This is a genomic window from Pseudomonas sp. A34-9, from assembly GCF_029543085.1.
Classification (GTDB): Bacteria; Pseudomonadota; Gammaproteobacteria; order Pseudomonadales; family Pseudomonadaceae; genus Aquipseudomonas.
Genome location: NZ_CP119967.1, coordinates 965,867 through 985,375 on the forward strand (window position 1 = coordinate 965,867; position 19,509 = coordinate 985,375).

Annotated in this window: 12 protein-coding genes and 1 pseudogene; 5 read left to right on the forward strand and 8 right to left on the reverse strand. The window is 59.5% G+C overall.

Translation table 11 applies throughout. The features are described from left to right. Positions 1-6 precede the first annotated feature (6 nt). On the forward strand, positions 7-1,740 hold the full coding sequence (locus P3G59_RS04095) for a PTS fructose-like transporter subunit IIB (protein ID WP_277760553.1): 1,734 nt from the start codon (positions 7-9) through the stop codon (positions 1,738-1,740). A 175-nt stretch (positions 1,741-1,915) separates the two neighbouring features. After that, complete coding sequence (locus P3G59_RS04100; RefSeq protein ID WP_277760554.1) at positions 1,916-3,457, forward strand: alkaline phosphatase D family protein; 1,542 nt, start codon at positions 1,916-1,918, stop codon at positions 3,455-3,457. A 238-nt stretch (positions 3,458-3,695) separates the two neighbouring features. On the opposite strand, the gene P3G59_RS04105 is transcribed toward P3G59_RS04100, so the two are convergent. Continuing rightward, positions 3,696-6,224: a sulfite reductase flavoprotein subunit alpha gene (locus P3G59_RS04105; protein ID WP_277762112.1), complete on the reverse strand. Its 2,529-nt coding sequence runs from the start codon at positions 6,222-6,224 to the stop codon at positions 3,696-3,698. A 218-nt stretch (positions 6,225-6,442) separates the two neighbouring features. Then, positions 6,443-8,764 (reverse strand): TonB-dependent siderophore receptor, encoded by a 2,322-nt coding sequence (locus tag P3G59_RS04110; protein WP_277760556.1) that lies wholly within the window; start codon positions 8,762-8,764, stop codon positions 6,443-6,445. A 207-nt stretch (positions 8,765-8,971) separates the two neighbouring features. On the opposite strand from P3G59_RS04110, the gene P3G59_RS04115 reads away from it, so the two are divergent. Next, positions 8,972-9,652, forward strand: a complete 681-nt coding sequence (locus P3G59_RS04115; protein ID WP_277760557.1) for a Fe2+-dependent dioxygenase — start codon at positions 8,972-8,974, stop codon at positions 9,650-9,652. Next, positions 9,649-10,404, forward strand: a complete 756-nt coding sequence (locus tag P3G59_RS04120; protein ID WP_277760558.1) for a tetratricopeptide repeat protein — start codon at positions 9,649-9,651, stop codon at positions 10,402-10,404. The genes P3G59_RS04115 and P3G59_RS04120 overlap by 4 nt, the downstream gene beginning before the upstream one ends. A 213-nt stretch (positions 10,405-10,617) precedes the next feature. On the opposite strand, the pseudogene P3G59_RS04125 reads toward P3G59_RS04120, so the two are convergent. The 6 genes and pseudogenes from P3G59_RS04125 to P3G59_RS04150 form a co-directional block, all read right to left on the reverse strand. Continuing rightward, positions 10,618-11,871, reverse strand: a pseudogene (locus P3G59_RS04125) (IS3 family transposase). A gap of 127 nt (positions 11,872-11,998) precedes the next feature. Next, complete coding sequence (locus P3G59_RS04130) at positions 11,999-13,162, reverse strand: type III PLP-dependent enzyme (protein WP_007915304.1); 1,164 nt, start codon at positions 13,160-13,162, stop codon at positions 11,999-12,001. Positions 13,163-13,816: 654 nt separating this feature from the next. After that, positions 13,817-14,974 (reverse strand): ABC transporter ATP-binding protein, encoded by a 1,158-nt coding sequence (locus P3G59_RS04135; RefSeq protein ID WP_277760559.1) that lies wholly within the window; start codon positions 14,972-14,974, stop codon positions 13,817-13,819. Continuing rightward, the gene (locus tag P3G59_RS04140) at positions 14,971-15,624 is read right to left on the reverse strand and encodes an ABC transporter permease (RefSeq protein ID WP_007915307.1); all 654 of its coding nucleotides are present in this window, start codon (positions 15,622-15,624) and stop codon (positions 14,971-14,973) included. Before P3G59_RS04140 ends, P3G59_RS04135 begins: the two co-directional genes overlap by 4 nt. Positions 15,625-15,637: 13 nt before the next feature. Beyond that, a complete protein-coding gene (locus P3G59_RS04145) occupies positions 15,638-16,531 on the reverse strand; it encodes a glycine betaine ABC transporter substrate-binding protein (protein WP_277760560.1) in 894 nt (297 codons plus the stop codon). A 21-nt stretch (positions 16,532-16,552) separates the two neighbouring features. Continuing rightward, on the reverse strand, positions 16,553-17,242 hold the full coding sequence (locus P3G59_RS04150) for an ABC transporter permease (RefSeq protein ID WP_169844036.1): 690 nt from the start codon (positions 17,240-17,242) through the stop codon (positions 16,553-16,555). A gap of 450 nt (positions 17,243-17,692) precedes the next feature. On the opposite strand from P3G59_RS04150, the gene P3G59_RS04155 reads away from it, so the two are divergent. Further along, complete coding sequence (locus tag P3G59_RS04155) at positions 17,693-19,276, forward strand: peptide chain release factor 3 (RefSeq protein ID WP_095049730.1); 1,584 nt, start codon at positions 17,693-17,695, stop codon at positions 19,274-19,276. Positions 19,277-19,509: the final 233 nt, after the last annotated feature.

Here is a 19,509-nt window from a genome sequence, read left to right on the forward strand (position 1 = left end):
TTTGTCATGAAATTAGCCATTGTTACGGCTTGCCCGAACGGCATGGTCACCAGTGTGCTGTGCGCGCGACTGCTCGATGCGGCGGCGCAGCGTCAGGGCTGGAGCACCAGCGTTGAAGTGGTCGATGCGGCGCACCCGGAACGTGAATTGTCGGCGGCGACCATTGAGGCGGCCGAGTGGGTTTTGCTAGTCGCCACAGGCGCGGTCGACATGACGCGTTTTGTCGGTAAACGGGTTTTCCAGATTGCCCCGGCGCAGGCGCTGCAGGATGTTGAAGCGGTGCTGCGTCGTGGTGCTGAAGAGGCAGAGGTTTACCTCGCCAGTGAGGTTCAACCGGCGACGGAGGCGCCGCGTGCACCACGCCTCGTCGCCATCACCGCGTGCCCGACCGGTGTCGCGCACACCTTCATGGCCGCCGAAGCCCTGCAGCAGACGGCCAAGCGTCTGGGTTACGACCTTCAGGTCGAAACCCAAGGCTCGGTGGGCGCGAAAACCCCGTTGAGCGCAGCGGCGATTGCCGACGCTGACGTGGTGTTGCTGGCCGCGGACATCGAAGTCACCACCGAGCGTTTCGCCGGCAAGAAAATCTATCGTTGCGGCACCGGGATTGCGTTGAAGCAGTCCGAAGCCACGCTGAAAAAAGCCTTGGCCGAAGCGGTTGTGGAAAACGCTGCGGGCGACGGCAAGGCCCCGGCCAAGCAGGAGAAAACCGGCGTCTACAAACACCTGCTGACCGGTGTGTCGTTCATGCTGCCGATGGTGGTGGCGGGCGGTTTGATGATCGCGCTGTCGTTTGTGTTCGGCATCACCGCGTTCAAGGAAGAAGGCACGCTGGCCGCTGCGCTGATGCAGATCGGCGGCGAGACCGCGTTCAAATTGATGGTGCCGCTGCTGGCCGGTTACATCGCCTATTCGATCGCCGACCGTCCGGGCCTGGCGCCGGGGATGATAGGTGGATTGCTGGCGAGCACCTTGGGTGCCGGGTTCATCGGCGGCATCGTCGCCGGGTTTATCGCCGGTTACGCGGCGAAGGCAATCAGCCGTTATGTTGTCTTGCCGCAAAGTCTTGAGGCGCTGAAACCGATTCTGATCATCCCGTTGTTCGCCAGTTTGTTTACCGGCCTGGTGATGATTTACGTGGTCGGCAAACCGGTCGCGGGCATGCTCGGGGCGCTCACGCATTTCCTCGACAGCATGGGCACCACCAACGCGATTCTGCTCGGTGTGCTGCTCGGCGGCATGATGTGCGTCGACCTCGGCGGGCCGATCAACAAAGCCGCGTATGCGTTCTCGGTGGGGCTGCTGGCGTCGCAGAGTTATGCGCCGATGGCGGCGACCATGGCGGCGGGCATGGTGCCGCCGATTGGCCTGGGTATCGCTACGTTTATTGCACGACGCAAGTTCGCCCAGACCGAGCGAGAGGCCGGTAAAGCGGCGCTGGTGCTGGGGCTGTGCTTTATCTCCGAAGGCGCGATTCCGTTTGCCGCGAAAGACCCGTTGCGGGTGATTCCGGCGAGCATTGCCGGTGGTGCGTTGACCGGTGCGTTGTCGATGTACTTCGGCTGCAAACTGATGGCGCCGCATGGTGGCTTGTTCGTGTTGGCGATTCCGAATGCGATCAACCATGCGTTGTTGTATTTGCTGGCGATTGTGGCGGGGAGTTTGTTGACCGCTGTGGTCTATGCAACGGTCAAACGCCCAGAGGCCGTCGAGCTGGCGCTGGAACCGGCCAAGGCCTGACTGACAACACAAATCCCCTGTGGGAGCGAGCCTGCTCGCGAATGCAATCTGCCAGCGACATGTATGTTGACTGGCACACCGCTTTCGCGAGCAGGCTCGCTCCCACAATGGTTGGTGGTGTCATGGCGAGTTCATGTAGGCGTGCTTAAGTTTTCCTTTTTTCAGGGAGAACAGCATGAGCGATTTCAACCCCGGTCGCCGGCGTGTCGTGCAAGGTATCGGTGCCGGTCTGCTGATGCCGGGGCTGGCGCCGGCGGTGATTGCGTCGGTCAAGGATCGGCCACAACTGACCGACGGCGTGCAGTCCGGCGACCTGCAAGGCGACCGCGCGATGATCTGGAGCCGTAGCGATCGCCCGGCGCATATGGTGGTCGAGTGGGACACCCGCAGCCAGTTTCGCCATCCGCGTCGGCTGGTCTCGGCGCTGGCCGATGCGCGAACAGACTTCACCGCCCGCGTCGAACTCACCGGACTGCCCGCCGATCAGGCGATTTTCTACCGCGTATATTTCAAAGACGCCCGCACCGGCGTCGCCAGCGAACCGTGGCTGGGCCACCTGCGAAGCGCTCCGACGGCGCGGCGCAATATTCGTTTCGTCTGGAGCGGCGACACCGTCGGCCAGGGTTTCGGCATCAACCCGGACATCGGCGGCATGCGCATCTACGAAGCCATGCGTCTGCGCCTTCCGGACTTCTTTATCCACAGCGGCGACACCATCTACGCTGACGGCCCGGTGCCCGCGCAGCTCACCACCGAAGGTGGGCGCATCTGGCGCAACCTCACCACCGAAGCCAAGAGCAAAGTCGCGCAGACCCTCGACGACTATCGCGGCAACTACCGCTACAACCTGATGGACGAAAACATCCGCCGCTTCAACGCCGAAGTGCCGCAGATCTGGCAGTGGGACGACCATGAAGTGGTCAACAACTGGTCGCCGGGCAAGCAACTCGACGAGCGTTATCAGGAGAAAGATATCCACACCCTGGTCGGCCGTGCACGCAAGGCCTGGCTGGAATATTCACCGATGCGTTTGCAGGCTGCCGACGGTGGCGGACGGATTTATCGCAAGTTGAGTTACGGGCCGATGCTCGATGTGTTCGTGCTCGACATGCGCAGTTATCGCGGCGCCAATGACGACAACCTCGGCGCGGCGAAAGCCTTTCTGGGGCGTGAGCAACTGGACTGGCTCAAGCGCGGCTTGAAGAAATCCAAAGCCCAATGGAAAGTCATTGCCGCCGATATGCCGATCGGTCTTGGCGTGCCGGATGGCGAGGTCAGCCCGGGTGTCCCGCGTTGGGAAGCGGTGGCCAATGGTGATCCGGGACCGGCGCAGGGGCGCGAGCTGGAAGTCGCTGAACTGCTCGGCTACCTGCGCGCGCAACAGGTGCGCAATTTCGTCTTTCTGACCGCCGATGTGCATTACTGCGCGGCGCATCACTATCACCCGGATCGCGCGGCGTTTCAGGATTTCGAACCGTTCTGGGAGTTTGTCGCCGGGCCGTTGAACGCCGGGAGTTTCGGGCCTAATCCACTGGATAAGACTTTTGGCCCGGAGGTGGTGTTCGAGAAGGCGCCAGCGGTGCAGAACAGTTCACCGTTTGCCGGGTTCCAGTTTTTTGGCGAGGTGAATATTGAAGGGCAGAGCGGGGAGATGAGTGTGGTGTTGCGGGATTTGAATGGGGTGGCGGTGTTCGAGAAAAAACTGCAACCAGTCTGAAGATCAAGAGCGACCCTCATCGGAACGCCGCCCGCCCAGCCCTCTCCCGGAGGGAGAGGGGGCTGACCGAGTTTTCTTGCGTCATACATCGACCTGAAAGACCGAGTCGATTATGAGATCAGCACAAAGCGTTGTTGCCGATTATGGATTCGGTGAAAGACGTTCAGGTCGGTGTATAGCGTGAATCTCTCGCGGTCAGTCCCCTCTCCCTCCGGGAGAGGGTTAGGGTGAGGGGCTTTTAATAAACATCACGCCGATAGCGGCCTTGCTCAATCAACCGCTCGACTTCAGCGCTGCCGAGGATGTCGTTGAGCACCTGATCCACACCCGAGGCCATGCCTTGCAGGCTGCCGCAGATGTAAATCACCGCACCGTCTGCCAGCCATTTTTTCAGTTCATCGGCCGACTCACGCAAGCGATCCTGCACATAAACCTTCTCTGCCTGATCCCGCGAAAACGCCAGATCCAGCCGTTCCAGATCCCCATTGATCAACCATTCTTCCAGCTCCGCACGGCAGAGGAAGTCGTGCTCGCGATTGCGCTCGCCAAACAGCAACCACTGGCGCTGTTGGCCATCGGCAATCCGCGCCTTGAGCAAGCTGCGCAAGCCAGCGAGACCGGTGCCGTTGCCGATCAGAATCATCGGCAGCGGTGCGTTTGGCAGATGGAAACCACTGTTGCGCCGCACCCGCAAGCTGATGCTGCCGCCCACTGGCGCATGCTCAGTCAGCCAGCCGGAACCGATGCCCAGGCTGCCGTCCGAGTGCTGCTCCTGACGCACGATCAACTCCAGCACGCCGTCGGCGGCAATCGAGGCGATCGAGTATTCGCGCATGGCCAGCGGCACCATCGCATCGACCAGCGATTGCGCATGCAAACCGACCAGATGCGCGCGGTGCTCGGGCAACTGACGCGAAGCCAGTGCCACTTCCAGCGGTTCATCAAGGCCGTTGATTTTCACCGTGGTCTCGCCGCGAATGCCGAGACCGTCGAGGAAGTGCTCGATGACCCACGGGCAGTTGCGCGGCAGCACTTCGACCAAGTCGCCGGCCAGCCAACTGCTGGTGTTCGGAGCGCTCAGCCCCAGCAGATAAACCGGCGAACCGCTGCTGTCCGGGTTCATCAACTCGCGGCGCAGCAGCGTCCAGTTATCGTAGCTCGGCGCTTGCCAGGTATCGACGGGGGCTTGCCCGGTGAGCAGTCCCAGTTGAGTCTGCCAATGGCGCAGCGCGTACGGATCGCCACTGTCGACTTCCACCGGCGCGAAAAGGGTCTTGCCGCCGTGTTCGCTCAACCATTGATGCAGGCGTTTGGCGAAACCACAGAAGTGCTGATATTGACGATCACCCAGGCCGAGCACCGAGTAATTCAGGCTGTCGAGGGTTGCCGCTTTGGACAGCACTTTGCGTTCGAACCCACGCGCGCTGTCCGGTGCTTCGCCGTCGCCAAACGTGCTGACCACGAACAGTGCGTTGTTCGATTCACGCAAATCCTGCTCGCTGACATTCGCCAGCGGCTGCACTTTCACCGGCAGTCCGGCGGCCTGCAATTGGCCGGCGGTCTGCCACGCCAGTTGCTCGGCAAAACCACTCTGGCTGGCAAAACCGATCAGCCATGCCGAGGCACCGCCGGCCGGTTGCGCGAGGTCTTTGCGTGCGTCCTTGATCTGTTTCTTCTTGCGCCGACGATCGAGGTACAGCAGCCATCCGGTGATGAAGAACAACGGCATGCACACCGCTGCGAGCGTGATGATGATCCGCCCGACGAGACCGAAATAGCTGCCGACGTGCAGCGCATAAATACTGGTCAGCAGTTGCGCCTTGAAGCTCTTGTCGGCGTAGCGGTCAACGCGTTTGACGATGCCAGTGGCCGGGTCGAGGGTGATCTGGTTCAGCGCGCGATCATGCGGCGAGCTGTCGAGCAGGTAGAACACGGTCGCCGGTTGGCCCGCGACGGCCGGCATGCGGATGTTGTAGGCGGCCAGACCCGGACCGGCAGCGCTGTAGATGCTGCTCCACATCGCTGCGTAATCGGCGGTGGGCGCCGGACCTTCTGGCGCCGGACCGCGACCACCGCGCACGCGCTCGTTTTGCGGTGCATCGGAAAGCAGCTTGGTCAGGCCTTTGTTGTACCACTCGTACGACCACGACAACCCGGTCAGCGCCAGCAGCAGATACACCAGCAGACACCAGGTGCCGGCCACCGAATGCAGATCCCAGTTGAAGGCGCGGCCCTTTTTCTTCCAGTCGAGGGTCAGCCACACGCGCCAGCTGTTCCACTGGCGCGGCCAGCGCAAATACAGACCGGAGAGGCAGAAAAACAGCAGGATTAGCGTGCAGGCACCGGTGATATTGCGCCCGGTATCGCCCATGGCGAGGAAGCGGTGCAGTTGCAGCATCAGGCCGAAGAAATCCTGGCCGACGGCATCGCCCATGAACTCGCCGGTGTACGGATCGAAGTAGCGCATCTCACCGCGCCGCTCGCCTTTGGGCGGGGTGAAGAACACGCGCGCAGCGTTGCCGCTGTCGGTCTCGACCCAGAGCATCGAGACTTTTTTACCGGACGTGGCTTCGATGCGCTCGACCAGTTCGACCGGTGGCAAGACCCCGGCGACCTGTTTGTCTACCTGCAGAACCGACGGATTCATGGCCCGCAGGATTTCGTCCTGAAACGAATAGGCCGCGCCGGTGATGCCCATCAACGCCAGCACCAGGCCTGCGGTGATGCCAAAAAACCAGTGCAACTGGAACAGGGTTTTCTTCAACACGTCACTCGCCGTCCGTTCGAAAATTGTCTTCACGGCGCGCATTATGCCGTGGGTTATCGAGAAGCGTTCTTTATTACGCACAAAAGCCCCGTTCAATTGAATGAACGGGGCTTGCTCTTCTGTAGGAGCTGCCGAAGGCTGCGATCTTTTAATCTTTGTTTTTCAACATCAAAAGCAGAATCAAAAGATCGCAGCGTGCCGCAGCTCCTACAAGTTGTTTAGAAGTGGAAGTTGGTGCTCAACAGCGCCGTACGGCCCGCCGCCTGGTTGGCGAAGTGGGTCGAGAAGGCTTTGTCGTAGTAGGTTTCGTTGGTCAGGTTCTGCACGTTGAGTTGCAGGTCGACATTCTTGGTCAGCTTGTACGCCGCCATCGCGTCGTAGCGAACATACGAATCGACCATGGTGGTGTTGGCCACGCTGCCGTACACGTCGTCGACGTAGAACGCACCGCCACCGATGGTCAGCTTCGGCGTGACCTGATAAGTGGTCCACAGGCTGGCGCTGTTTTTCGGCGTGTTCGGCAGTTCGTTGCCGTTGTTGGCCTTGTTGGCCGGCAGGTCACCACCGTCAACCTGTTCGCTGTCCATGAATGCGTAACCGGCGAACACTTGCCACTTGTCGGTGATCTTGCCGCTGGCCGACAACTCGATACCTTGTACACGGGTCTTGCCGGCGTTTTCGTACGAGGTGGTGTCGACTTGCACACGCGCGTTTTCTTTCTCGGTGCGGAAGATGTCGGCGGTCAGCGACAGGCGATCATTGAGCAGATCCCACTTGGTGCCGATTTCATAGTTCTTGGTGGTTTCCGGCTCCATGTCGCTGCTCAGCAGGTTGCCGCTGCGATCCGGGGTGCCGCCCAGCGGGTTGCCTTCCTGACCTTCGCCCAGGGTGTTGCCCGGTGGCGTGGCCGAGGTGGCGAAGGAGGCGTAGATGCTGCCGTTTTCCGCAGGCTTGTAGACGACGCCGAACTGCCCGGTGACGAACTCGCTGGTGTCATCACCCTTGGACGTGGTGGTGCCGGCAGCGTTGTAGGTCTTGTAGTCGGTGTCGAAGTGGTCGTAACGCAGGCCCATGTTCACCAGCCACTGCTCGTTCAACTCCAGCGTATCGAACACATACAGCGCGTAGGTGTTGGCCTGGGTATCAGTGCCGGCGTAATTACGCGAGATCGCGCCGTTCCACGGATCGTTCGGATTCGGGTTCGACAGCGAGGTGCAGTTGTAGCCGCTCGAGGCGCCGATCATCGACGGGGTGCAGTTGGTGGTCGCGGCGCTGGTGCGCGGCGTGGTGTCGGTATTGACGTTGTACGAAGACTTCTGGCTTTCCTCACGGGTGTATTCAACGCCGGTGGAGAAGCTGTTCTTGAAGCCGGCGACGTAGAAGTTGCCGAACAGGTCAGTCTGGTTGGTGGTGGTCTCGGTGTTGCTTACGCGGGTATTCGCCCGGCGCCAGAGACTGCCATTGTTGACGTTGCCCTTGCTGTCGTCCGGCTGGGTCAGGATGTAATCCTGCATGCTGGTGCCATGGCGCAGGGTGTTCTTGATCGTCAGCGAGTCGCTCAGGTCATGTTCGATGGCGAAGGTCGCGGTGTCGGTGCGGCCCTTGCGGAAGTCGCGATCCAGACCGTAGAAATTGCTGTGATCGCCGCCGGCGTAGGGCTTGTCCGGGTTGGACTTGGTGCGTGCAGCCGAACCGCCGGCCGGGATGGTGTAAGGGATGCCCGAATCCGGCGTGTCGTTGCTTTCGAGATGGTAGTAATCGAGGTTGACGCGGGTGTCGGTGCCCAGGCCAAACGCCAGGGAAGGCGCGATGCCCCAGCGGTCGTAGTCGACTTTGTCGCGACCGGCGACGTTGCTCTCGTGGCTCATCAGGTTCAGACGGCCAGCCGCGGTGTCGCTGAACTGGTAGTTGCCGTCGAGGGTGTAACGCTGAGTCTGGTCGGAGCCCCAGGTGAAACCACCGTCGAACGAGTTACCCAGGTGCGCTTTCTTGCTCACCAGGTTGATGCTGCCGCCCGCTGCGCCACGACCGCCGATGGCGGAGTTCGGGCCCTTGCTGACTTCGATGTTTTCCACGGCGAAGATTTCGCGGCTCTGCGAACCGGTGTCGCGCACGCCGTCGAGGTAGGTGTCGCCCTGGGCGTCGAAACCGCGGATGAATGGACGGTCGCCCTGTGGGTTGCCGCCCTCACCGGCGCCGAAGGTGATGCCCGGCACGGTGCGCAGCGCGTCCTGCATGTTCAGGGCGCCGGTGTCTTTGAGCACCTGTTGCGGAATAACGGTGACCGAGCGCGGCGTGTCGACCAGCGGCGCGGTGTACTTGGGCGAGGAGGCTTTCTCGACCTGGTAGGACGTCGAGTCCTGGGCCTGGCCAGTGATCGAGGTGGCGTCCAGGGCGATGGCATTGCCGGCGGCTTTGCTGTCGGTTTTTTCCGCGGCGAAGACCATCTGGCCAGCGGAGCCGGCGGTGATTGCCACACCGATTGCAGAAGCGAGCAGGCGTGGTGAACTGACCGGTAATTGTGCGTGTTGACGTGCCATTTTTATTCCCCTCCCCAAGGATTTGAGGCGGCGGAATATAGGGTAAACAGGTATTCGTATCAATTGCGAAACATTGTTATTCGCACTGAATTTACATTCTTTACAATTTAACCTTACGGTTTTTGCCAGTTCATCCGTCTCTCGGGTTTTACACGGCCAATAAGAATCAATACCATTGCCGCCTCTTTGCCATCAGGTGACATCGCCATGCTGTTGCACATCCCCGGTCTGTTCGCAAAAGACGAAGTGCAGCGCATCCGCGAGGCGCTGGAGCAGGCCGATTGGGCCGATGGCAAGATCACCGCCGGCTTTCAATCGGCCAAGGCCAAGCACAATCTGCAACTGCCCGAAGGCCATCCGCTGGCGAAGGAGATCGGCGCGGCGATGCTTGAGCGGCTGTGGAAAAATCCACTGTTCATGTCCGCTGCGCTGCCGCACAAAGTGTTTCCGCCGTTGGTGAACTGTTACACGGCCGGTGGCAGTTTCGACTTCCACATCGACAACGCCGTGCGCCAGCCCAAGGGCAGCATCGAGCGCGTGCGCACTGATTTGTCGGCGACTCTGTTTTTCAGCGAGCCTGAGGATTACGACGGCGGCGAACTGGAAATCCAGGACACCTACGGTACTCAACAGGTGAAGTTGCCCGCCGGCGACATGGTGCTGTACCCGGGCACCAGCCTGCACAAGGTCAATGCGGTCACTCGCGGCGCGCGTTATGCGTCGTTCTTCTGGACGCAAAGTCTGGTGCGCGAAGACAGTCAGCGCGCGTTGCTGTTCGAGATGGACGGCGCGATTCAGCAACTTACCCATGACATGCCAGATCACCCGTCGCTGATCCGCCTCACCGGCACGTATCACAACTTGCTGCGTCGCTGGGTCGAGGTATGAGCTTTCAACTGCGTCGCGAGGAGGTCCTCGACGCCTCGGGGCTGGCGGCGATGCTCGAAGAAGGTCCGGCTCGGGCAGCGCAGGCAATTCTGCTCGCGGCGGGTGAGGGCGAAGTCGAAGCGCAGGCGTTGCTCGGGCAGATTCTTCTCGACGGCCGAGGCATCGCGCAGGATCAACCGCTGGCGCTGCGTTGGTTCGGCATCGCCGCTGGGCGCGGGCATCTGATGGCGCGCAACATGCTCGGTCGTTGTCATGAGCATGGTTGGGGCGTTGCGGCGGATGGGGCGATTGCCGCGCAGCATTATCAAATCGCAGCGGAAGCCGGACTGGATTGGGCGATGTACAACTTTGCCAATCTGCTGGCGACCGGGCGCGGTGTGGCGGTGGATCATCTTCAGGCGTTTACGCTGTATCGACGCGCGGCTGAACTGGGCCATGCGAAATCGATGAATCTGTTGGGGCGTTACCTGGAGGAAGGGCAGGTGTGCCCGGCGGATCCCTCGGCGGCTCGCGATTGGTATCGGCGTTCGGCTGAGGGCGGGGATTTTCGCGGGCAGTTCAGTTTTGCGGCGGTGTTGGCGGGTGAAGGGCGGATTGATGAGGCCGTCATGTGGCTTGAGAAAGCCTTGGCGGGAGGCAATCTGAATTTTCTGCGGGTGGCGAGTCAGACGCTTTCAAGTGCGACAGATCCCAGAATCCAAGGGATGGCTGCTCAGTTCGCGCATCGATGCACAGACTTGCAGCGCGTCTGAATTCGCAAGCCCTCACCCTAACCCTCTCCCAGAGGGAGAGGGGACTGACCGAGTTGATTGTTTGAGGTACACCGACTTGCGATACCGAGTCGAACTCAGGTTTTGAACTGCACTGGGTCGGCTCCCTTTCCCCCTCGCCCCCTTGGGGGAGAGGGCTGGGGTGAGGGGGATCGATATCGGCCCCACCACAGAAATCACGCCAAACACACATGTCTAGTCCTGAAATAGGTTTACACCTGTTTCACCCCAACGCCCGATGCACCGCATCGGGCGTTTTGTATTTTAAGGACAGGTGCGGGCGTTCCTGGTTGTAGATCAGGATCGCTTGTCGCACCATTTGCTCCGCTTGCGCCAAGTCTGTCGGCCGGTGGAGTAATAGTTCTGTTTTCAAGATGCCGTTGACCCGCTCTGCCAAGGCGTTTTGGTAGCAGTCGTAGCCATCCGTCATCGAACACGTGATGCCATGCTTGGCGTGGAGCTTTTGATACAGCGCCGAGCAGTACTGGACTCCTCGATCCGAGTGATGGACCAGTTTCTGACGTGTTCGACGTGCCTTTAACGCCATGCGTAAGGCTTGGGCCACCGAGTCGGCATGCAGGCTGCCATGCACGTGATAACCGACAATTTTTCTTGAGAAGGCATCTGTGACCAGGCTCAGGTAGACCGGATCGTCACGCTGGGTGGACAGGTAAGTAATATCGGCCACCCAGACCTGTTCCGGACCGGTTGCAACGACTTGCTGCGGACCTGGCTTTAGCAGATTGGGATGGCAGCGAAAGTGATGATGGCTGTCGGTCGTCTTGTGATAGGCCCGTTTCCTGCGAACCAACTGCCGGTGCTCGCGCAGCACTTCAAACAAGCGATCCCGGCCAACATGCAACTCAGGTTTCTCACGCTCCGCGTGCATCAATGACTGGAGCTTGCGTGCGCCAATGCAGGGTTGGCGCACTCGGATTGCCTGCACAAACTTGATGAGTTTCTGATCTTGATCGACTCGCGCCCGATAGACGCGATCACGCTTGTAAAAGGCTTGGCGACTGATCCCCATAAACTGGCAAGCCCTGCTGACACTCAGGGTTTGGGTTTGCGCAACGACTTGCCGGGCCGCTTTTTTACAATGGATACGCCGTAGTCATTCTTCAAGACATCAACCACATCTTCAAAGAATTTGGCTTTCTGATTTGCTAGTGCCAGTTGCTCCTCAAGCTCTTTGATTCTCTGCTCGGGGGTCAAAGGCAAAGTTGGCTCGTCCATCGGTCGAGTCCTCTGCGTACGAATGGAGGCGCCTTGGCTCCAATCTTGTCGACCATGCTTGCGTAACCAGACCAACACCGTCGATCGACCCTGAATCCCATAACGCCGTTGAGCCTCTTTATAACTCAACTCGCCTTTTTCTACTTGGTCGACAACCGACAATTTAAAAGTCAGCGTGTAATCGCGCTGACTACGTTTTGCGCCCGTATCCATTGCACCTTCCTGATAAAAAGCCAGAAGGTGTAAACCTTATCCAGGACGAGACAACAGACACAAAAAAGCCCATGACACGTCATGGGCTTTTCACTTGCAGCTAGAGGCTTGAAACTCGTAGCTGCTCTTAAACGTAGAACGACTTCAACGGCGGGAAGCCATTGAACTCAACCGCGCTGTAACTGGTGGTGTACGCACCGGTCGACAGCCAGTACAACCGATCACCAATCGCCAGGTTCAGCGGCAGACCGTACTTGTAGTTCTCGTACATGATGTCGGCGCTGTCGCAGGTCGGGCCGGCGATCACGACTTCTTCCATCTCGCCTTTCTTCTCGGTCCAGATCGGGAACTTGATCGCTTCGTCCATGGTTTCGATCAGGCCGGAGAACTTGCCCACATCGGTATACACCCAACGTTCAACGGCAGTGCGCGACTTGCGTGCAACCAGTACCACTTCGCTGACCAGAATACCGGCGTTGGCGATCAACGAACGGCCCGGCTCGAGAATGATTTCCGGCAAGTCATCACCAAAATCTTCTTTCAGGAAGCGGATGATTTCTTCGGCGTAGGTTTCCAGGCTGTTGGTGCGGGTGATGTAGTTGGCCGGGAAGCCGCCGCCCATGTTGATCAGCTTCAGATGGATGCCGTCTTCTTCTTTCAGACGTTCGAAGATCACTTTGACCTTGGCGATCGCTGCGTCCCAGACGCTGATGTCGCGCTGTTGCGAGCCGACGTGGAAGGAGATGCCGTAAGGCACCAGGCCCAGATCGCGAGCGAGGATCAGCAGGTCCATGGCCATGTCGGTCTGGCAGCCGAATTTGCGCGACAGTGGCCAGTCAGCGGTGGTCGAGCCTTCGGTGAGGATGCGCACATAGACTTTCGAACCCGGCGCAGCCTTGGCGATGTTGCGCAGGTCGGCTTCGGAGTCGGTGGAGAACAGACGCACGCCCTTCTCGTAGAAGTAACGGATGTCCTTGGATTTCTTGATGGTGTTGCCGTAGCTGATGCGGTCCGGGCTGACGCCGCGATCCATCACCTTGTCCAGCTCGTAGATCGAGGCGATGTCGAAGCTCGAGCCTTTCTCTTTGAGCAGGTCGATGATCTCGACGGCCGGGTTGGCCTTGACCGCGTAGTAGACCTTGGCGAATTCGAAACCGGCGCGCAGGTCATCGTAGGCCTGGGCGATCATCGCGGTGTCGATCACCACGAACGGGGTTTCCTGTTTGTCGGCGAACGCTTTCATTTTGTCGAATGTAGCGCGCGCGAAATAGTCTTCGACCTGGATCGACATACTTGGGAACTCCTACTGGCAAACGTTAGTAATCAATGGGTGCAAATGAACGCCCTCCGTATCCCCACTTTGGTTCGCCTACTTCCCAAGGCATGTCGCCGAAAGCAAAAAGGCCATGGGAAATGCAGCTTCTTTCCCTTGGCCTTGCTGTCTCGTCGTCAGTACTTGAGCCGGATGGATCGTTTCCAGCATGGACGTTCGGCGCGAACTTTAGGGCGTGAGGGGCCTGAGATCAACTAAAAATGTCGCGTTTTTGCACGCTTCTGACGTACGTCGCGGATATCACTCTTTGTAGCCGACCGAGATGACGGACAGATGTTCCCCGGGAATTTTCGAGTGTTAAAAATACCTGCACGTTCGCGGATTTTGTCGGCGAAGTCGTGGGTAAGTGTGATGGCTGCAACATCGGCGACGTTGGCGGCGAGGGGAGGGTGTGAGGGGGATTTTGCCGGTTTCGAGCAACAGGTTCGAGAGCAATTCAGAGAGGTGGGTGTTGAGATTCTTTTCCGCCCTGTGAATGACGTGGTAACGCCCCCGATCCTGTAGGAGTGAGCCTGCTCGCGATGACTTTTTTTCAGCCGACATCTTCATTGACTGATATTGCGCTATCGCGAGCAGGCTCACTCCTACAGGGGGTGTGTTCTTACCGGGTAATCAGGCGACCACAGCCTCAGCCGGCGAGACGATATTGGTCTTCATCCCGCGCGAACGCCCCGAACTCAGATAAGCCGCAATCGACTCCTGCGTGACCTCGCCGAGGAACACCCGCTCGGCATCCATCACCGGCAGCCATGCGCGATTGAACTCGTACATCCGCGACAAGAGGATGCGCAAATGTTCGTCGTACGCCGCTGTGGCGTTGAACTCGCGCAGATATTGCGCGCAAGTGCCGGTCTGACGGTGCAGATCACGACGGCGCACGTAACCCAGCGCCTTGTTCTCGGCACAGGTGACCACCACGTAGCGACGGTCATGCTCGTCCATCAACTCCAGCGCATCGGCTACCGGCGTCTCCGGGCTCACCGACGGCGCGTTGTCCGCCGCATCTTCCGCTTTCACCAACAACAGACGCTTGAGCGTGCTGTCCTGGCCCACGAAGCTGCTGACAAAGTCGTCCGCCGGGTGCGCGAGCAGCGTGTCCGGATGATCAATCTGCAGCAGTTTGCCGGCGCGGAAGATCGCGATCTTGTCGCCGAGTTTGATCGCTTCGTCGATGTCGTGGCTGACCATGATCACGGTCTTGTTCAACGCGCGCTGCATCTCGAAGAACTCGTTCTGGATCATCTCGCGGTTGATCGGGTCGACTGCGCCGAACGGTTCGTCCATCAACAACAGCGGCGCATCCGCCGCCAGTGCGCGGATCACACCGATGCGCTGTTGCTGACCGCCGGACAATTCACGCGGGTAGCGATGCAGATATTGCTTGGGTTCCAGCTTGATCATGCTCATCAGTTCGCGGGCGCGGTCGTGGCATTTCTGTTTGTCCCAGCCAAGCAGTTTCGGCACGACCACGATGTTTTCTTCGATGGTCATGTTGGGGAACAGGCCGATCTGCTGGATCACGTAACCGATGTTGCGACGCAGGGTCACTTCGTCGAGGTCGGTGGTGTCTTCGCCGTTGATGAGGATCTTGCCCGAGGTCGGCTTGATCAGGCGGTTGATCATCTTCAGCGTGGTGCTTTTGCCGCAACCCGATGGCCCGAGGAACACGCAGATTTCGCCTTCATTGACGGTCAGGCTCACCGAGTCCACGGCTTTGACATCTTTGCCGTTGCTTTGGAAAGTTTTGCTGAGGTTTTGAAGTTCGATCATTTGAGTAGTCCTTTTGGAGTCAACGAGCGTTGCAGCCATTGGAGAAACAGGTCAGCGAAAATGGCCAGAAGACTGACCAGCAGCGCGCCGACGATCAGCATCGACATGTCACTGCGGCTGATGGAGGCGAGGATCAACACGCCGAGGCCACCGGCGCCGATGGTCGCGGCGATGGTCATCACGCCGATGTTCATCACCACGGCGGTGCGCACGCCGGCGAGGATCACCGGTACGGCGATCGGCAACTCGACCATGCGCAGGCGCTGGCCGAAGGTCATGCCGATGCCGCGTGCGGCTTCACGGATGCCCGGTTCCACGCCGGTGAGGGCGAGGTAGGTATTGCGCATGATCGGCAGCAGCGAATAAAGGAACACGGCGGTGATCGCCGGCATCGGCCCGAGGCCCTGACCGAACTTGGAGTAGAACGGCAGCAGCAGGCCGAACAGGGCAATCGATGGCACGGTCAGCAGCACCGTGGCGCTGGCCTGCAAGGGACCGGCGAGAGTCGGGAAGCGTGTCATCAGAATGCCCAGCGGCACGCCAACGACAATCGCCAGGGTCACGGCGATACCAACGAGGGTGATGTGCTGCCAGGTCAGGTGCATCACCTGCTGCCAGTCGAGATGGGAAAAGGCGTTCAGGAATTCCATGACTTCTCCTCTCTTAATTCAGCGGATGTTGGCGCAGGAAATCGGCGGCAACTTTCGATGGGCTTTCGTGATCGACATCGACCCGCGCGTTGAGCTGGCGCATGGTTTCGTCATCGAACAGTTCCGCCAGTGGCTTGAGTTGCTCGGCCAGTTGCGGGTGCGCGTCGAGGTAGGCCTGACGCACCACCGGTGCGGCGGTGTAGTCGGGGAAGTAGTGCTTGTCGTCTTCCAGCAACTTGAGGCCGAAGGCGTTGAGGCGACCATCGGTGGTGTAGACCAGACCGGCGAACACCTGGCCGTTACGCAGCGCGGTGTAGACCAGTCCGGCGTCCATCTGGCGGATATTCTTGCGGGTCAGGTTCATGTCGTAGAGCTTGACCATGCCGTCCAGACCGTCGGAGCGGTTGGCGAACTCGGTGTCCAGTGCCACCAGGTGATTGGTCTTGGCTTCAGCGCGCAGGACCTCGTTCAACTGGCTGATGTTGTTGATCTGCGGATAGGCCTCGGCGACCTTTTTCGGCAGCGCGAGGGCGTAGGTATTGCTGAATTTCGACGGCGTCAGCCAGACCAGGCCTTTTTTCGCGTCGAGTTCCTTCACCCGGGCATAGGACTGGGCGCTGTCGAGTTTTTCAGTTACATGGTTGTAGGCCACCAGCGACACGCCGGTGTACTCCCAGAGCATGTCCAGTTGCCCGCTTTCGTGGGCGCTGCGGGCGAGGTTGCTGCCCAGACCGCCGGTGATCTGCGCGTCGTAACCTTTGCTGCGCAGGTATTGCGCGGTGATTTCCGCGAGCAGCGTTTGCTCGGTAAATACTCGGGCGCCGAGACGGATGACCGGTTTTTCAGCGGCTTGGGCAATACCTGCGAATAGCAGGATACAGCCCAGAATCAAGCTCAATCGTTTCATAGGTATTCCTTCACAAAAGCCTTAAGACGGGCGCAAACCGCGTTCCAGCCAGAGACGGCTGGCGAGGGTGACGACGCCATCGAGCAGCAAGGCCAGTAGCGCGGTGCACGCGGCGCCGAGCAGCAGTTGCGGCTGATTGTTCAGGGCGATGCCAGGGAAGATCAGGCTGCCGAGGCTGTTGGCGCCGATCAGGAACGCCAGCGGCGCGGTGCCGACGTTGATCGCCAAAGCCACCCGCACACCACCGACGATGATCGGCACGGCGTTGGGCAATTCGACTTTCCACAGCACTTGGCGCGGGGTCATGCCGATGCCGACGGCCGCTTCTTTCAGCGAGCCCTGGACGTTTTTCAGGCCTTCGTAGGTGTTGCGCACGATCGGCAACAGGGAGGCGAGGAATAGGGCGAAGATCGCCGGGCCACTGCCGATGCCGAGGACGCCCAGGGCAATCGCGAGCACGGCCAGCGGAGGCACGGTGTTGCCGATATTGAAGATTTGCATGAAGCGTTCAGCGCGGCCGACCATGGTCGGGCGACTGAGGAAGATGCCGGCGGGGATGCCCACGACCAGGGCGGCCAGCATTGAAGCGAGGACGAGAATCAGATGAGCTTGCAGGTAAAACAACAAATCGTCGCGGTAGTGTTCGATCGTGTTGATGCCGATCCAGTGGACCAGCAGGGCCAGGAGCGCGATCACCACCGCACCTCCCATCAGCCCTTTGCCATAGCGGATAGCCACAGGCGGACTCCTTTTTTTGTAGTCGGCGAACGCTCTCCCGTGTGGCATGCCATACATGGCTGCCGGGAATAAACGTTCGCGAGAAGCAGCTCCCTCAGCACCGGCAAAAAGCGGTCTGAAAGCGAGCCATGAGCGCAGCCTCGTCAGGCTAACTTGCTGATTTTTCAGCCCCTGACGAAAATTCGTAACAGGGGATGGACGTCTCCGTGCTTTAAAAGGTTCCCACGTTAGACATTGTTTGGCCACCCTGTTGGAGCTGCCGCAGGCTGCGATCTTTTGATCCGGCATTTAAAAACAAAATCAAAAGATCGCAGCCTGCGGCAGCTCCTACAGGGGTTTGCGGGTCCGAGGGACGGTGGTTTGGCGATCACTTTTTAAGCTATACTCGCCGCCCTTTTTTGAATCACCGCCAGGCGATTTCCCATGACCAACCAGGCCGCCGAAGTCGCGAAACGCCGCACTTTCGCCATTATTTCCCACCCCGATGCCGGTAAAACCACGATCACCGAAAAGCTCCTGTTGATGGGCAAGGCGATCGCTGTGGCCGGTACGGTGAAATCCCGTAAATCCGATCGCCATGCGACATCCGACTGGATGGAGATGGAGAAACAGCGGGGTATTTCCATTACCACGTCGGTCATGCAGTTCCCGTATCGCGAACACATGATCAACCTGCTCGACACCCCGGGCCACGAAGACTTCTCCGAAGACACCTACCGCACCCTGACGGCGGTCGACTCGGCATTGATGGTCCTCGACGGCGGTAAAGGTGTCGAGCCACGTACCATTGCGCTGATGGACGTCTGCCGTCTGCGGGACACGCCGATCGTCAGTTTCATCAACAAACTCGACCGTGACATCCGCGACCCGATCGAACTGCTCGACGAAATCGAAGCCGTTCTGAAGATCAAGGCCGCGCCGATCACCTGGCCGATCGGTTGCTACCGCGACTTCAAGGGCGTGTACCACCTGGCCGACGACTACATCATTGTCTACACCGCCGGTCACGGTCACGAACGCACCGAAACCAAGATCATCGAGAAGCTCGATTCGGACGAGGCGCGCGCGCATTTGGGCGACGAGTACGACCGTTTCATCGAGCAGCTTGAGCTGGTGCAGGGCGCCTGCCACGAATTCAACCAGCAGGAATTCCTCGACGGTCAGTTGACCCCGGTGTTCTTCGGTACGGCATTGGGCAACTTCGGTGTCGACCATGTGCTCGACGCCGTCGTTGATTGGGCACCGCGCCCGCTGGCCCGTGTCGCTAACGAACGTACTGTCGAGCCGGTCGAAGAGAAGTTCTCGGGCTTCATCTTCAAGATCCAGGCGAACATGGACCCGAAACACCGCGACCGCATCGCCTTCATGCGCATCTGCTCCGGCAAGTACGAGAAAGGCATGAAGATGCGCCACGTGCGCACCGGCAAGGACGTGCGCATCGGCGACGCCCTGACGTTCTTCTCCTCCGAGCGTGAACAGCTTGAAGAAGCCTTTGCCGGTGACATCATCGGTTTGCACAACCACGGCACCATCCAGATCGGCGACACCTTCAGCGAAGGCGAAACCCTTGGGTTCACCGGTATCCCGCACTTCGCCCCGGAGCTGTTCCGTCGCGTACGTCTGCGTGATCCGCTGAAGTCCAAGCAGCTGCGTCAGGGTCTGCAGCAGTTGGCCGAAGAGGGGGCAACGCAGGTGTTTTTCCCGGAGCGCAGCAACGACATCATTCTTGGCGCCGTGGGTGTGCTGCAGTTCGATGTGGTCGCCAGTCGTTTGAAGGAGGAATACAAGGTTGAGTGCTCGTATGAGCCGATTACTGTGTACTCCGCGCGCTGGATTGAATGCAGCGACAAGAAGAAGCTTGAGGAGTTTTCCAACAAGGCTGTGGAGAACCTGGCAGTCGACGGCGGTGGTCACCTGACTTACCTTGCGCCGACGCGGGTTAACCTGGCGTTGATGGAAGAGCGTTGGCCGGATGTGAAATTCCGGGCGACGCGTGAGCATCACTAAGCTTTTAGTTGGTTTGTCCGAAGCCCTCTAGGTGCCTGCCTAGGGGGCTTTTTTTGTTTGGTTGGTTTTGGGGGTATATCCGTTTCTGCGGGTGTTGCTGATTACGGTTTCGCCCTTACGGCGACTCACTTTTTTGACAAACGCCTCAAAAAAGTAAGCAAAAAAACGCTTGCTCCTACGTGCGGCCCGCTCGCTGGGGCTCGGGGTTCCTTCGCTCCGGGATCGATCCGGGC